The organism is Hymenobacter sp. BRD67 (assembly GCF_013256425.1).
In the GTDB taxonomy this organism is placed as follows: domain Bacteria; phylum Bacteroidota; class Bacteroidia; order Cytophagales; family Hymenobacteraceae; genus Hymenobacter.
Genome location: NZ_CP053904.1, coordinates 783017 through 797331 on the forward strand (window position 1 = coordinate 783017; position 14315 = coordinate 797331).

Sequence of the window (14315 nt, forward strand, 5' to 3'; positions counted from 1 at the left end):
TGCTTACTTGGGGCGGCAGGCTTATGTTTGCCCAACTTACCAGCTACCGCCCGCTGCCGGCCCCATCTTTGTGGTCAGGCTAGTATAAAGTAGTTGCGTTTCTGCCTTTTCTCCGCCCATGAATCGTCGTGCTTCCATCACCGACCTGGCTAAGGCCCTGGGCCTGTCGCCTTCTACCATCTCGCGGGCGCTGGCCGACCACCACGATGTGAGCGAAGCCACCAAAGTGCGGGTGCGGCAGCTGGCCAAAGAGCTGCACTACCAGCCCAATCCGCTGGCGGCGGGCCTGCGCCGGGGCCGCAGCAACACGCTCGGGGTAGTGGTGCCGCATATTACGGGGTATTTTTTTCCTGAGGTTATTCACGGCATTGCCAGCGAGGCCAGCGAAGCCGGCTTCAACGTGATGATATGCCAGTCGAACGAAGATGCGCAGCAGGAGAAGCAGATTATCGAGCTGCTGATGGGCGCGCAGGTGGCCGGTATCCTGCTCTCGCTGTCCGATACCACCCAGGACTTCGAGCATTTTGAAGCCGTGCGCCAGCAAAATGTGCCGCTGGTGTTTTTCGACCGCGTAGTACAAGGCTTTAAAGGACCCAACGTCACGTCGGTGACGCTCAACGACTACCTCGGGGCTTACCAGGTGGTCGAGCACCTGATTGCCCAGGGCTGCCGCCGCATTGCGCACTTCACCGGCCCGCTGCACGTTAATATTCACAAAAACCGCCACCAGGGCTACCTCGATGCGCTGGCTGCCCACAGCCTCGTACCCGACCCGCGCCTCATTGCTTTCTGCGAGCTGAGCCAGCAGGGCGGAGCCGCCGCCATGCGCGGCCTACTGCGCCTCTCACCCACGCGCCGGCCCGATGGGGTTTTCTCCTCCAACGACTTAGCGGCCGTAGGAGGCATGCAGGTAGCCAAAAAGCTGGGTTTCCGGGTGCCGGAAGACGTGGCCATTGCCGGCTTCAGCAACGAGGTATTTACCCAGCTTACCGAGCCTGCCCTCACCACCGTAGACCAGCGCTGCGAGCAAATGGGCCGCACCGCCGTGCAGCTGCTGCAAAAGATGCTGCCCGGCCCCGACCATAAAAACACTACGCCCCGCGGTATTGTGCTGAAGCCTAAGCTGATAATAAGGGATTCGTCGCAGCGCTAATTCCTGGGCAATAGGAGAACGCCTGCCAGCCCCAGCTGGGCTAGCAGGCGTTTGCATACTACTTGTTACTCTAGCACTACGCGCCGCACCAGCGTGGTACCCGATTGCAGCCGCAAGCTGTAGATGCCGGTGGCTAGGCCGGTGGTTGTCATCACGAAGCGGGTGCCGCCGGCCGATAGGTGCACCGCCTGTCGGTGTACTACCTGCCCCATATTATTGAGAAGCTCTACTTGGGCAACGGTGGTGCCAAGGCCCGGCGGCAGACCTACCGTAAAGCTGCCGTGGGCCGGATTGGGGTATAGCTCAATTTCAGCGGCCGGCGTGGCTGTGCTGTTAGCTAGGGTCCCCACCAACCCAAACCGTAAGCTAAACCGCTCTACGAGCAACGCGCTGGCCTGGCTAGCGGTAACCGTGAAGGAGTAGGTGGGCTTACGGCTCAGGTTTATGGTTTGGCCAGTGGCCGCGTCGGTGAGATAGGCGCTGAGGCCAAGGGGCAGGTTGCGCAAGGTGCTGGCAGTAAGCGTATAGTTGCCGGCCGCAGGTACATCTATCGTGAGGGGCAGTACCGTGGTCGCGGCGAAGGCCGGGCGTCCGTCAATGGCTAGCCTTGCTCCGGCGCCAGTTGTGCTAGCCAGGTTGAGTCCCGTCGAATTGGATAGCTTGCGGGCATCGTACTGGGCATCGAAGCCGACGGTGGCACCGGCCTCAGCGTAGGCGTAGAAATTATCGGTAGTGCCGGTAGGGGCCTGCAGCTCTAGCTGTACAAGGGGGCGGGTATCGGCGGTAGTGCGGCGCACGGCTACTTGCGGGCCAAAGCTGGTGAGCCGCTGACGATTGTGGAAGGTGAGCATGCCGCTGGTCTGGCCCTCACTCACCCGCACAAAAAAGCCCTGGCTGCTGCCAATGAGCGAGCTGCCGCCCACGCCATTAATATAAGCCCGGTAAGCACCGGCATAGGGGCCAGCGCTCTCAACCACGTAGCAGCTGGCATCCAGGTTGAGCCGGTCGGCAGAGTCAAACAGCGCAAAATCGAGTGGGGCGGGGTAAGGGTTGCCCACCAGATGCCAGCCGGCTTCGTCGGCTTCGGCCGTCGTGGTGGTATTGCGGTCGAGGGCTAGCACTTGGTCGCCGGTAGTGAACTGTCCTGTGAAGCTTACTACCTCGGCGGCGCTGATATTCACGGCGTAGCCCCGGCCCACGGCCAGCGGCGTGGCTAGTGCCGTCGGCACGAAGAATCCTTTATCAAAGGCCGAATACGCACTGCTGATGGTGGCCAGCCGGCTTTGGTCGTAGCCAAATACCGTCGGAAAGGGCGTGATGGTGCCCGGTGTGGCCGACACATTGTAGGCATTAGCCTGGCTGATTTCGGGTGCGAAGCCAGGCGTGGCGAGGCTAGCCACGGTGCTGCCCGCCACCGGCGAGGAATAATGGCGATAGCCCCGGCCGGGGTTCGTGCTAGGGTCGAGGTAGCGCTGCATAGTGCCAGTGGTGCCCCGCACCACGCCGCTGCCGACATTGACTACCAGCGCCGTGCCGCCCGGGCCCGAGGGTAGGGTGAAGGGCAAGCCGTTGAGTACGAGGTCACCGGTGCCGCCCACAGTTACTACCTGGGCCACGGTGAGGGGGCTGGTCAGGGTCACGTCGTTGGCGTTGGTGGTCGTAAGGTTGCGTGCTTGGCTGGGCAGGCCCGAGCCGGTAAGCTGGGGGCCAAGGCCATTATAGACGTAGCTGGCATCAGGTGAAAACGAGCGGGTGCCTGCTAGTTGCACCGCGCCGGTGGGGCCGGTAATGCTGATGCCTGCTGCATCACAAATGCCGAGCGTAGCGCCGCTGGCAAGCGTGAAAGTGCCCGGCCCGCTCAGCGGCTGGCAGCTAGTGACTAGGGTGCCGCCGTCCTGCACGGTTAGCCCGGCCATCACCGTGAGGGGACCGGTGAGGGTGGCCACTCCTGCGCCGCCGGTGGTGGGGCCAGTTACGAGCACGTGGTTATAAGTGCCCTGCACATTTTGAGGTGTGCTCACAATCAGGTCGCCAATCAAAATAACGAATGGCGTAGCCGAGGTGCCCGTGCCCCCACCGACGTTACGGTGATGGGCCCGGTGGTGGCCCCGATGGGTACGGTCACGGTAATCGTAGTGCCGCCGTTGCTCACCACGAAGCCCGGCGCATTAGTGCCGTTGAACGCCACGGTAGCGGCATCGGTAAAGCCCAGGCCCGTGAGCGTCACCTGGTCGCCCGAGTTGCCGCTGCCCGGCGTGAAGCTGGTAATACTGGGCGGCGGCAGCAAGCGCGCCACCACAAAGGGCTGGCTGCTGGGGCGCGACGTGGGCTCGTACAGCCCCACGGCCGTCATGGTACCGCCCGCATCCACTACTTCGAGGTGGCCCAGCGGCGCGGTGTTTACCGGCCCGGCCCAGCTCCAGTTGCCGCTGCCATCGAGGCGCGCTACGAAGCGCCCGCTGCCCGGTAGCGTGGTGCTGCCGAAGGTAGCGGGCGCGGTATACGTGCCGGCCACCACCATCCCGCCCGCCGCGTCGGCCGCCGGTATATAAGTATAATTAGGTTGAATCTGGGCATTGGGTACGGCGATGGATTGCAGCAGCGTACCCGATGCGCTCAACCGCCGCAACAGGTACGTGCCGCCCAGGGCCGGGGCGTACACATTGCCGGCCGCATCGACTGCCGCGGCGTGCAGGTAGCCCGCATCGAAGCTGACGTACGCATTGGCGTTGCCCTCCACGTACTGCCACTGCCAGGTGGTAGCCGAGGCATCGAGCCGGGCCACGAAGGGGTAATAATAATTGACCACGGGGCAGCCGGTCAGGTTCAGGCTGCCTAGCTGCGCGGTGCCTTGCACCATGCCGCCCACCACGTAGGCCCCGGTGCCATCCTGCTGCACCGAGTTGAAGAGCAGGTTGTTATAGGCCACGTTGTTGCCGATGCCCGCGCCGCCGGCCTGGCGCAGCCACTGCCACTGCCCGGCCGCGCTGATGCGTGCCAGAAAGCCATCGTACTGCCCGGTGGCCGTAGCCGTAAGTGAGCCGCCGCTGCTGGCCGCCAGCGAGCCCGAGAACGTACCAGCCAGCACCAGGTCGTCGGTGGCCGGGTCGCGGCACAGGCTGAAGGGTTGGTTGTCGCCAGTGCCCGCCAGGCTGGTTACCCAGCGCGGGGTGCCGGTGGCCGCGTCGAGCTGCGCCACGAACGTGTCGTTGCTGGCCACGTTGTCCACGATAGTCAGGTGGGTACTGGCAGTGCCCGGCGTGCCCGGCGCCGACAGGCTGCCGAAGGTAATGTTATGGCCCTTGAAAAAACCCGTCACCGTCACGCGGCCCGCCGCGTCCACGGCAATACCAGTGCCGCATTCGGAGGGCAAGCCGTAACCATTGCTGTAGCCGGCCTCGACTCCGGCCACTGCCCATAGCCAGTTACCGACCGGGTCGAGCTTTCCGACAAAGACATTGAAGCTGCCCGCGTTAACGAGGCGGGTAGGCACGGGCGTGGCGAGTACCATGTTGCCATCGAAAGCTCCGGTCACGTAGGTGTTGCCGGCCGCGTCGTGCGTGGTGGCGCTGATAGTCAGGTTGCCGCCATTATCGGTGCGCAATGCCTGCGTCCAGGCTCCTGCGTCGGGGTCGAGCCGGGCGGCATATACGCTGGATTGCGAGTTCGCAAATTCTCCATTAGAAACCGGTACCCGGTCGTAGGCCGACGCCCGTTGCTCGGTACCAAAAAGCAGGGTATTAGTAAATTGCCCCGTGGGATAGAGGCTGCCATCGAGTCCCACGGAAAGGCCGCGCACATCCTGCGGGTAACCGCTCGCCGGCAGGGTAACGGCATTGAGCCAGGTGCCCGTAGCGCCGGCGGCCTGTGCCACAAATCCGTGTGCGCTGGGGCCAGGCAGCAGCAGCGTAGCAGCGGGGCCAAAGGCTTTCGGGCCCAGCCCTAGAATTCCGCCCACGCTTACCCGGGTGCCGGCCGGGTCTACTGTCACCGTTAAGGCCTGGTCGCTGATGCCATCAGGTGGGTTGGTACCGCCGCCGCTGGCCGTGACGCCCGCCTGGGTGGCCCAGCGCCAGGTGCCATCGGCGCTCAGGCTGGCTAGCAGGGCGTCGATGCCGCCCCGGGCCGTGAGCGTGGGCAGGGCCAGGCTGTCGCCGAAATCAATTACGTTCCTGAAATAGCCGCCCAGATAAAGATTGCCGCTGGCATCACCCGCGAGTGCCTGGCTTGCATCGAAGTTGACGCCTCCCGCCCTGGTAGCCCACTGCCAGGTGCCGGTGGCCGCGTCAAGCTGCGCCACGAATATATCCTGGCCGCTGAGTACCCCTGGGGTGCCGGAGCGGGCGTACAGCCGGGACTGGGGGGCAAAATCGACACTATCCCGGAAAGAGCCCGTGACGCTCACCCGCCCGGCGGCGTCAACGACGATACCCCGGCCCGCGTCGGGGTTGGTAGACCCCGCGCGCATGGCCCACTGCCAGGTATTGGTGGAGCTAAGGCTGGCTATTAGAATGTCGGTGTCGTAGGTGGACCTACCACTGGCCGTAGCCAGCGCCGGCAAGCTACCGAAGGTGGCCGACTGGATAAAATTGCCCGTCACGAAGGCCGTGCCGTCGGCCTGCACGGCCAGGCCGGCAAACTGGTCGGCCCGGGGCCCACCGGCCCGCGCCGCGCCCAACCAGCTGCCATCGGCCGAGAGCCGCGCCACGAAGCCATCGGTGCCGCCTGCGCTGCTGAAAGTAGTGCTGCCAAATGCCGCTGTCCCCGAAAAATACCCTGCTACCACCGGCTGGCCGGCCCCGTCCAGGGCCAGGGCCAGCGGCGTACCCGAGCCGCCACCGCCGCGCAGTACCCACAGCGGCTTACCGCTGGGGTCGCGCTTGAGAATGAAGAGGCTGCCGGCCCCGCGCTGGGCCGGGGCAGCAGGTCGTCGAAAGCTATGCTGTAGCCGCCCGTGCCGGCTACGTAGGTGTTGCCACTGGCATCGATTACCACCTGGTAGCCGACGCTGGTCCCGGAAAATTGGTAGTTAGCCGGGCCGCTACCCCACTTTATTCCTTGGCCATAGGCCGTGCTTAAGCCAAGCAGGTAAAGCGCCAACAATACCCAACGTAGTAATTGTATTTTCATGCCAAGATAAGCAAGACCAGAGAGCAGCAATTCGAGTCTGACCGAACGAATCCTGCTAAACCCAGCCGGCTTATCCGCAATACTACTATGCTACCCCGAAGATAGGGTGCTGTCTTCGAATCAGTTCAGCAGCTTGGCGAAATTGACCTTGATTTTGAGCTGAAAATCCGCAATCACCTTGAAAATCTCCTTCAGCGTGACACGCTCTACTTTGGTTAGCTGATTGGGGTCGAGATAGTTATCGGGCGGGAGCTTATCATACATCATCTGGGCAGCCTGTTTCTTGAGGCGCATCCCCATCAGGTAGTAGTACGATTGCAGCAGCTCCTGATATTCCTTTTCGGTAAAGACACCGAGCTGGCGCAACGCGGCGAGCCGCTGGCCGGTGTTGGTAGCAAACACCCGGTTGCGCAGGGCAAACACGCGCACCGCGTCCACAATGGGCGACATGATTTTCTTGAGATTCACCACCTGCTGGTCGCCCACCGCGAAGGTGCGGATGTTGTTGAAAAACGTCAGCGGCGGCTCGTACTGCAAGGCATTGGTGGCCATGTAGTGCAGAAAGCGGTCGAGCGGCTGCTGGAGCTCAGTATCCAGGAAATCGCGCAGCTCGTCTAATATAGTATTTTCTCCATATAAAAAGCGAATGTCGAAAAACGCCGCGAAGCGCATCACGTTCTCGGGGTTCGACTCGTGCAGCCACTCCGTGTAGTTGCGCTTCCAGTGCGAAAGCGAGTGCGTCCACTTCGGGTTTTTGGCCATGAAGCCGCCCTCGCAGAAGCTGAACCCGATGTTGTTGAGCCGGTCCGACACTTCGGTGGCGAAGCGCAGAAAGTAGTCGCGCACCAGCTCGCGCTGCTCGTTGGCCTTGTCTTCGTAGATGATGGCGTTGTCCTGGTCGGTGAGCAGGGTTTGCTCCTGGCGGCCTTCCGAGCCGAGCACGATAAACACAAACCGGGCCGGCGGCGTCCCCAACTCCCGTATCACGTCCTCGATAACTTTCAGCGCGATAGTATCGGCCACGGTCGTGATGACCTGGTTCACGATTTCGGGCTTCACGCCCCGGTCGAGGAGCTGAAACACGATGTCGGGCACTTTCTGCCAGTTGCGGCGCAGCTCGCGGCCGCTCACGGCCTGCTTCACGCCCTGAATGAACAGGAACGGCGACTGCGCCTGCTCGGCCAGCAGCTTGTTGCGGCTGATAAAGCCCAGGTACTCGCCCTCGGGACTTTCGACCAACAGGTAGCGCGTCTTGGTCCGGAACATGAGCAGCAGCGCCTCATACACAAACGCCTCACTGCTCACGGAGCGCGTGGGCGCATCGATAAACGTGCTGATGGGCAGCCGCGCATCGCCCAGGCCGGCTACTACCTTGTCGCGCAGCGTTATATCGGTGACGTAGCCCACAATTTTATCCGCTTCGTCGCGCACGAAGTAGCAGCTGCTGCGGGCCCTGGCCATGCGGCGGGCTACCTCGTGGGTGGGCGTGTGGCCGGGGCAGGCCAGCACCTCGCGCAGCTCCACGGCGGCCATGCGGCGCGAGTACAGCTCGTCGGCGGCGATGAAGTTTTGGGGCTTCTGCGGGCCGGGGTGTACCAGCTGCGCATACTCATCGTCGAGCATCAGCCGGCCATAACGGTTGGTAAAATGCTGAAAGAAAGCTTCATAACCCAAGCACAAGCCCTTAAATTCGTTGCGATGCAAAAAGTACACTCGCGTGCCGGCCCTGGCCTGCACCGTGCGCAGCGAGCGCTTCTTGTTGAGCAGCACCGACACGCCGCCGTAGCAGGTGCCGGGGCCGTACACCTCGGGCAGTCGGCGCGCCGACTGCCCATCGAAAAAGAACGTGTCGTAGCCGCCCTCAATTATCAAATCGACGCCGCGCAGCTTGGTTTCGCCCTGCCGGTAAATCACGGCCTCGCGCGGGTGCGTCACTTCCTGGAGCAGCGCGGCCACTTCCTCCAGCACCTCGGGCGGCAGCAGGTTGAAGGGCTCAACGGTGCGAAGAAAGGCGGTAACATTTAACATTTAACAGGTATCATTTAACAGGTTGCGGGTAGCAAGGCTGGCTGCCTGGTAGCTAGGTGAACAGGACGGCTTCCTTAGTGCCTATACAGCTTCCATGATAGGTAGTGAAGCGAATGTAGGACGATGTTAAATGATAATTGCTACCTGTTAAATGATTCCCAGCCAGTATTTCCAGAACGGGCGGCGGGCGGCGGCCAGCACGGCGTGGGTAGGTGGGGGTTGCAGCTGGCGCTGGCTGGTCAGCGTTTCGGCGTCGATGTCGCCGGTGCGGCGCAGCTCAAAAAAGCACTGGGCCGTGGCCTCAGCGTCGGCCAGGGCATCGTGCTGTTTCAGCATCGGCCGGCCAAACTGGCGCTGGTAGAGGTCGGCCAGCCGTAGGTACTGCTGGCGCATAGGCTGCCAGAAGCGCTCGGTCAGGCGCATGGTGCAGAAGGTGGGTAGGCCGGGCAGCGGGTTGGTCAGCCCCGAGCGGTGAAAGCTGACGCCCATCATGTGGTAGTCCAGCTCGATGAAGTGTCCCACTACCAGCGGCTTATAGCGCAGCAGGTCGGCTTGCAGGTGCAGCATCACCTGCTGGCGCGCCTCGCCATGCTCGTGCAAGTAAGCCAGCGTGAGGCCGTGCACCTGCATCGAAGCGGGCGTCAGGTCGTAGTCGCTGGGCTTTATATAGTGATTTTCAGTTTTAATAAGCTCGCCCGCTGCTGTGTACACCAGCCAGGCTATCTGGGCCACGTGCGGCCACGCGCCCGGCTCGGCGTAGGGCCGCCGCCAGTCGGCGGGCAGGCCCGACGTCTCAGTGTCAACGAAAAGTAGGTAGTCGGCCACAGTATAAAAGTAGTGAGCAATCACTATTCCGGGGTTGGGGGCGCCTGGTGGGGCCGATTCGCCGACAGCCGCCATCTTTGCCGGATGCTGCTCACGATTACGACCACCCATCAGCCCGCCACCGACTTGGGCTACCTGCTGCACAAAAACCCCGTCCGCCTGCAAACCATGGAAGTGGCCGGCGGGCAAGCCCACGTATTCTACCCCGAAGCCACGGCCGCGCGCTGCACCGCCGCGCTGCTGCTCGACCTCGACCCTGTGGGCCTGGTGCGCGGGCGCGGCGGGGCCGCCGCCGAGGGCTTCGCGTTGGAGCAGTACGTGAACGACCGGCCCTACGTGGCCTCGTCTTTCCTGAGCGCGGCGCTGAGCAAAGCCTTCGGTACGGCTATGAACGGCACCTGCAAAGACCGCCCGAACCTGCCCCACGAAGCGCTGCCACTGGCCGTGAAAGTGGCCGTTGTGTCGGCGCCCGGCCCCGACTGGCCGCGCCGCCTCTTCGAGCCGCTGGGCTACGCCGTGGAAATCGAAACCACCCCGCTCGACCCGACGGTGCCCGAGTGGGGCGACAGCCGCTACTACACCCTGCACCTGCGCCACGCCGGCCTGCGCCTGCAAGACGTGTTGACGCACCTCTACGTGCTGCTGCCGGTGCTCGACAACGACAAGCACTACTACATCGGCGAAAACGAGGCCGAAAAGCTGCTGCACCGCGGCGCCCGCTGGCTGCCCCAGCACCCGAGCGTGGGTTTATCACCCGGCGGTACTTGCGCTATTTGGCGGCGTATGTGAACCCGACGCTGGAGCGGCTGATGGAAGGAGAGGTGCCAGAGGTCAGTAGCGTGGACTCTGCGAGTCCGCGCATGGATGAGGTAGGAAGCGATTCCTTAGAAATTGCGCGGCCGCAGGCTGCAGAATCAGCCGATACGATGCGCGGACTCGCAGAGTACACGCTACATCCCAAAATCTCCCTCCACGACCAGCGCCTCCAGCAAGTGGCCCACGAAACCTACCAGCTGGCGCCCAAGCGCGTGCTCGACCTGGGCTGCGGCGAAGGCAAGCTGTTACGCCTGCTCCTGCGCCAGCCCAAAATCGAGTACATCCTCGGCATGGACGTGTCGCACCAGGCGCTGGCCCGTGCCGCCCAGCGTCTGCACCTTGCTGAGATGCCCCCGCGCCAGCGCGCCCGCCTCGACCTCATTCAGGGCTCGCTGCTGTACCGCGATGACCGCCTCACCGGCTTCGACGCGGCGGCGCTGGTTGAAGTCATCGAGCACCTTGACCCCAACCGCCTCGCCGCCCTCGAAGCCGTAGTGTTCGGCCATGCTCGCCCGGCGCACATCTTCGTCACCACCCCCAACGCCGATTACAACCAGCTTTTCGAAAAGCTCAACGCCGGCGAATTCCGCCACGACGACCACCGCTTCGAATGGTCCCGCGCCGAGTTTGCCGCCTGGGCCACCGCCGTGGCGGAGCGGCACGGGTATCAGGTGCGGCTGGTGGGGATGGGGGAGGAGGTGGAAGGCGTGGGGGCGCCCTCGCAGATGGCGGTGTTTAGTCAGTTAACGCCTGATTAGTCAAGACAGGAAATCCGGCCTTCGTGACTATCGATGCACCCAAACTTGTCGTGGCCAACGAAATAATTTACGACTTTGAAACTTGCAGCGTCTATTGTATCAACGTACTTACGGCCATTCAAATCATAGTCTAGTCGCCTTGATTGGAAAAATACATGGTGGCTGTCTTTTGCAAAAGGAGTGTCTCCTAATATTTGAAACGTTTTCGGGTCAGTGGCTGGCAACTTTTTTTCTTCGAAAAAATAATTGCAGTCATCCTGAGACCACCAGCCATTGTTTTCTTCTCGGATTTTGAAACTAGAGACTGAGCAGACATTTAGCGGCTCATCCATGTAAAAAACGTCGTGGTTGTCTACCGAATAGTTGCCTTTAAGTACTTTGAAGCTCTTGCCTCTTGATGTGCCAACTCTTTTATCACCGTAAAACCCTGATTTTTTGTCTTTGCCAAAAAACTCGCCAATAGCTTCAAACGACTTAGGGTCTGCTTTGCTAATTATTTTCCCTTCGTAATACACATGTCTATCGTCTTTTCCATAGGCGCTGTATTTGAGTTCAATAAAAGAACTTGCCTGTGCAGATTCTATTAGCCGGCTGTTATTGCCTGACCCTTCATTCCAAGAATCATAGTACACCCTGTTGTCTTTGACTTCATAGTGCTTGCAACTGCATAGAAAAAAGCAAACTGCAAGTGTCAGTATTAAGCTGGCAATTTTATTCATACGGGCTTATTGGTGAGACGCCAGCGGCTTATGTAAAAATCTTAATTGCGTCAAAAGTAAACCCTTCTTGCCTAGCATCATTTCTACTGTTATACCAATGCCCCAAGATACCCTCAAGGTCCCCGAACTCTCCCTTATCCTCCTCATTGGCAGCACGGGCGCGGGCAAGTCCACGTTTGCGCGGCGCTTGTTCAAGCCCACGGAAATCGTGTCGTCGGATGCCTGCCGGGGCCTAGTGGCCGACGATGAAAACGACCAGTCGGCCAGCAAAGACGCCTTTGAGCTGCTGCACTACCTGGTGGCCAAGCGCCTCAAGCGCGGGCTGCTCACGGTGGTCGATGCTACTAACGTGCAGGAGGAAAGCCGCAGGCCGCTGGTGGCCCTGGCCCGGCAGTACCACGTATTGCCCGTGGCCATCGTGCTCGACGTGCCCGAGGCTGTGGCCCAGCAGCGCAACGCCCAGCGCCCCGACCGCCGCCACCTGGGCCGGCACGTCATTGCCAGCCACCGCCAGCAGCTGCGCCGCAGCCTGCGCAGTCTGAAGGAAGAAGGCTTCCGCCACATCCACCACCTGCGCAGCGTGGCCGACATCGACGCTATCCAGGCTATCACCCGCGAGCAGCTCTACAACAACCGGAAAGAGGAAACCGGCCCCTTCGACCTCATCGGCGACGTGCACGGCTGCTACGATGAGCTGTGCGCGCTGCTGGAAAAGCTGGGGTATCAGATTACGGAAGAGCCTATTACGGACGTGCGGGATTTGGGCGTGCGGGTGGTCGCGCCGCTGGTCGTTCAGGCGGGCGCCTCACCCCCTGAGCACCTCTCCAAAGAAGGAGAGGGGCACCGGAAATGCCCCTTACGGAATCGTCAGGCTCCCCTCTCCTTTTTCGGAGAGGGGCCGGGGGTGAGGCGCCCGTCAGAACGACCCGCCGTGCCATCTTCCTCGGCGACCTCGTGGACCGTGGCCCCGCCTCGCCGCAAGTCCTGCGCCTGGTGATGAGTATGGTGCGCGACGGCAGCGCCCTGTGCGTGCCCGGCAACCACGACATCAAGCTGCTGCGCCACCTCAACGGCAAAAAAGTGACCGTAAACCACGGCCTGGCCGAAACCCTGGCCCAGCTCGAAGCCGAGCCGGAGGCCTTCAAAAGCGAGGTGCGGCGGTTTCTCGACGGCCTGGTGAGCCACTACGTGCTCGACGGCGGCAAGCTGGTCGTCGCCCACGCCGGCCTCACCGAGGAAATGCAGGGCCGCGGCTCGGGCGCGGTGCGGGCCTTTGCCCTGTTTGGCGAGAGCACCGGCGAGATTGACGAGTTCGGCCTGCCCGTGCGCTACGAGTGGGCCCGCGAATACCGGGGGCGGGCGATGGTAGTATTCGGCCACACGCCGGTGCCCGACGCCGAGTGGCTCAACAACACCATCGACATTGATACCGGCTGCGTGTTCGGCGGCCGCCTCACTGCCCTGCGCTACCCGAGCGCGAGCTAGTGGCCGTGCCCGCCGCGCGGGTGTACTGCGAGCCGGCCCGGCCGCTCGACTACCGCCGCAGTAGCGCGGACTTTCCAGTCCGCGAATCAGCAGAATCCCCCGACTTGCGGACTGGAAAGTCCGCGCTACAAGCTGCCCAGCACGAAAACGACTACCTGCTCGACATCCGCGACGTCACTGGCAAGCAGTTTATCGAAACGCGGCTCATGCGCGGCGTCACTATCCGGGAGGAAAACGCCGTAGCTGCCCTGGAAGTGATGTCGCGCTTCGCCCTGCACCCGAAGTGGCTGCTGTACCTGCCGCCCACCATGTCGCCCACCGAAACCTCGGCGCTGCCCGACCTGCTCGAACACCCCGCCGAGGCGTTCGATTACTACCGGCGCCTCGGCGTAGAGCGCGTGGTGTGCGAAGAAAAGCACATGGGCAGCCGCGTGGTGGTAGTGCTGGGCAAAGATGAAGAGGCTATCCAGCGCCGCCTGGGCCTGGTGGGCGAGGGCATCGGCAAGTGCTACACCCGCACCGGCCGCAACTTCTTCAGCGACGCCGCGCTGGAAACTGCCTTCCTTGCCCGCCTGCGCGACGCCCTGAACACGGCCGGCTTCTGGGAGAAATTCGACACCGACTGGGTGTGCCTCGATGCCGAGCTGCTGCCCTGGTCGGCCAAAGCCCAGGAGCTGGTGAAAACCCAGTACGCCGCTGTGGCCGCTGCTGCCACGGCCGCCCTGCCGCAGGTCGAAGCGGTGCTGGCCAAAGCCGCCGCTCGCCAGCTCGACGGCGCCGACGCACTACTGGCCCGCACCACCGCCCGCCGCCAGGCCGCCGCTCACTACGCCGAGGCCTACCGCCGCTACTGCTGGCCGGTGCACTCCCTCGACGACCTCAAGCTGGCACCCTTCCACCTGCTCGCCACCGAGAGCCGCACCTACTTCGACCGCGACCACGCCTGGCACATGGAAACCCTGCGCACCCTCGCCCTGGCCGACCCCGGCCTGCTCCGCGCCACGCCCTACCGCGTAGTGTCCCTGGCCGACCCCGCCGAGGTCGAAAACGCCATCCAGTGGTGGACCGACCTGACGGCGGCCGGCGGCGAGGGCATGGTGGTGAAGCCCTACGACTTCATCCCGCAGGGTAAAAGCGGCCTGCTCCAGCCCGCCCTCAAGTGCCGCGGCCGCGAGTACCTGCGCATCATCTACGGCCCCGACTACCTGCTGCCCGGCAACCTGGAGCGCCTGCGCCAGCGCAATGTAAAAGCCAAGCGCAACCTCGCCCTGCGCGAGTTCGCCCTCGGCGTCGAGGGCCTCGAACGCTTCGTGGCCGGCCAGCCCCTACGCCGCGTGCATCAGTGCGTATTCGGCGTGCTCGCGCTGGAAAGCGAGGCGGTAGACCCGCGGCTGTAGGTTA

At 62.8% G+C, this 14315-nt stretch carries 12 protein-coding genes; 6 read left to right on the forward strand and 6 right to left on the reverse strand.

Annotation, left to right across the window (positions count from 1 at the left end):
• Window positions 1-118: 118 nt before the first annotated feature.
• The gene (locus tag GKZ67_RS03570) at window positions 119-1153 is read left to right on the forward strand and encodes a LacI family DNA-binding transcriptional regulator (RefSeq protein ID WP_173241180.1); all 1035 of its coding nucleotides are present in this window, start codon (window positions 119-121) and stop codon (window positions 1151-1153) included.
• Between the two features lie 65 nt (window positions 1154-1218).
• Here the strand turns inward: GKZ67_RS03570 and GKZ67_RS03575 are convergent, their stop codons facing one another.
• The 5 genes from GKZ67_RS03575 to GKZ67_RS03595 all read right to left on the reverse strand — a co-directional run bounded on the left by GKZ67_RS03575 (window position 1219) and on the right by GKZ67_RS03595 (window position 9136).
• Entirely contained in the window at window positions 1219-3192 is a 1974-nt protein-coding gene (locus GKZ67_RS03575) for a T9SS type A sorting domain-containing protein (protein WP_173241181.1), read from the reverse strand.
• On the reverse strand, window positions 3189-5939 hold the full coding sequence (locus GKZ67_RS03580) for an IPT/TIG domain-containing protein (RefSeq protein ID WP_173241182.1): 2751 nt from the start codon (window positions 5937-5939) through the stop codon (window positions 3189-3191). The genes GKZ67_RS03575 and GKZ67_RS03580 overlap by 4 nt, the downstream gene beginning before the upstream one ends.
• The gene (locus GKZ67_RS03585) at window positions 5933-6283 is read right to left on the reverse strand and encodes a hypothetical protein (RefSeq protein WP_173241183.1); all 351 of its coding nucleotides are present in this window, start codon (window positions 6281-6283) and stop codon (window positions 5933-5935) included. Before GKZ67_RS03585 ends, GKZ67_RS03580 begins: the two co-directional genes overlap by 7 nt.
• 120 nt (window positions 6284-6403) lie before the next feature.
• Window positions 6404-8311 carry a DUF294 nucleotidyltransferase-like domain-containing protein gene (locus GKZ67_RS03590; protein WP_173241184.1) on the reverse strand — a complete coding sequence of 636 codons (1908 nt, stop codon included), beginning with the start codon at window positions 8309-8311 and terminating at the stop codon, window positions 6404-6406.
• Between the two features lie 147 nt (window positions 8312-8458).
• Window positions 8459-9136 (reverse strand): 3'-5' exonuclease, encoded by a 678-nt coding sequence (locus tag GKZ67_RS03595; RefSeq protein ID WP_173241185.1) that lies wholly within the window; start codon window positions 9134-9136, stop codon window positions 8459-8461.
• Window positions 9137-9220: 84 nt separating this feature from the next.
• On the opposite strand from GKZ67_RS03595, the gene GKZ67_RS22400 reads away from it, so the two are divergent.
• Window positions 9221-9925: a hypothetical protein gene (locus tag GKZ67_RS22400; protein ID WP_217278676.1), complete on the forward strand. Its 705-nt coding sequence runs from the start codon at window positions 9221-9223 to the stop codon at window positions 9923-9925.
• Window positions 9926-10062: 137 nt separating this feature from the next.
• Complete coding sequence (locus tag GKZ67_RS22405) at window positions 10063-10710, forward strand: methyltransferase (RefSeq protein WP_217278677.1); 648 nt, start codon at window positions 10063-10065, stop codon at window positions 10708-10710.
• Here GKZ67_RS22405 and GKZ67_RS03605 read toward each other — a convergent pair.
• Window positions 10707-11429 carry a DKNYY domain-containing protein gene (locus tag GKZ67_RS03605; protein ID WP_173241186.1) on the reverse strand — a complete coding sequence of 241 codons (723 nt, stop codon included), beginning with the start codon at window positions 11427-11429 and terminating at the stop codon, window positions 10707-10709. The genes GKZ67_RS22405 and GKZ67_RS03605 overlap by 4 nt on opposite strands.
• A 97-nt stretch (window positions 11430-11526) precedes the next feature.
• Between GKZ67_RS03605 and GKZ67_RS22410 the strand changes: the two genes are divergently transcribed.
• From GKZ67_RS22410 to GKZ67_RS03610, 3 genes are read left to right on the forward strand one after another with little or no spacing between them, the layout of a single operon-like run.
• Complete coding sequence (locus tag GKZ67_RS22410; RefSeq protein ID WP_254245039.1) at window positions 11527-12426, forward strand: AAA family ATPase; 900 nt, start codon at window positions 11527-11529, stop codon at window positions 12424-12426.
• Window positions 12384-12914, forward strand: a complete 531-nt coding sequence (locus tag GKZ67_RS22985; RefSeq protein ID WP_254245040.1) for a metallophosphoesterase — start codon at window positions 12384-12386, stop codon at window positions 12912-12914. Before GKZ67_RS22410 ends, GKZ67_RS22985 begins: the two co-directional genes overlap by 43 nt.
• Window positions 12914-14311, forward strand: coding sequence for a hypothetical protein (locus GKZ67_RS03610; RefSeq protein ID WP_254245041.1), 1398 nt, complete (start codon window positions 12914-12916; stop codon window positions 14309-14311). The genes GKZ67_RS22985 and GKZ67_RS03610 overlap by 1 nt, the downstream gene beginning before the upstream one ends.
• The last annotated feature ends 4 nt before the right edge of the window (window positions 14312-14315 follow it).

What these genes read in the sequence shown, in the direction of transcription:
- GKZ67_RS03590 (WP_173241184.1), bottom strand. Translation starts at nt 8,311, where the DNA reads ATGTTAAATGTTACCGCCTTTCTTCGCACCGTTGAGCCCTTCAACCTG.
- GKZ67_RS22400 (WP_217278676.1), top strand. Translation starts at nt 9,221, where the DNA reads ATGCTGCTCACGATTACGACCACCCATCAGCCCGCCACCGACTTGGGC.
- GKZ67_RS03585 (WP_173241183.1), bottom strand. Translation starts at nt 6,283, where the DNA reads ATGAAAATACAATTACTACGTTGGGTATTGTTGGCGCTTTACCTGCTT.
- GKZ67_RS22405 (WP_217278677.1), top strand. Translation starts at nt 10,063, where the DNA reads ATGCGCGGACTCGCAGAGTACACGCTACATCCCAAAATCTCCCTCCAC.
- GKZ67_RS22410 (WP_254245039.1), top strand. Translation starts at nt 11,527, where the DNA reads ATGCCCCAAGATACCCTCAAGGTCCCCGAACTCTCCCTTATCCTCCTC.
- GKZ67_RS03605 (WP_173241186.1), bottom strand. Translation starts at nt 11,429, where the DNA reads ATGAATAAAATTGCCAGCTTAATACTGACACTTGCAGTTTGCTTTTTT.
- GKZ67_RS03570 (WP_173241180.1), top strand. Translation starts at nt 119, where the DNA reads ATGAATCGTCGTGCTTCCATCACCGACCTGGCTAAGGCCCTGGGCCTG.